Source organism: Adlercreutzia sp. DFI.6.23, assembly GCF_024462535.1.
GTDB lineage: Bacteria > Actinomycetota > Coriobacteriia > Coriobacteriales > Eggerthellaceae > Adlercreutzia > Adlercreutzia rubneri.
The window spans coordinates 1-295 of sequence record NZ_JANGBP010000627.1; the positions used below are offsets into that span (position 1 = coordinate 1).

Annotated in this window: 1 protein-coding gene; it reads left to right on the forward strand. The window is 63.7% G+C overall.

Features of this window, described 5'->3' with window-relative positions; translation table 11 throughout:
- A partial coding sequence (locus NE591_RS14835; protein WP_256157056.1) for a universal stress protein occupies window positions 1-295 on the forward strand: 295 nt, incomplete at both ends.

Here is a 295-nt window from a genome sequence, read left to right on the forward strand (position 1 = left end):
CTCCGAAGTGGAGAACGAGGCCATCAAGGCCGATATGGACGCCATTGCCGATAACATCGCGCCTCTGGTGGGCGACGCCGAGGGCATTGGCATTGCCGTGGTGAACGGCTCGCCGCACGATTCCATCACCGCTTACGCCGACGAGGGCGGCTACGACTGCATCGTTATGGGCCACCGCGGCCTTGGCGCCGTGCGCGGCATGCTCGGCAGCGTGTGCTACTCGGTTCTGCACAAGACCAACGTGCCCGATCGTCCCATGGCCGCAAGCCTATTTCACGATGAGCACGGGCACGTT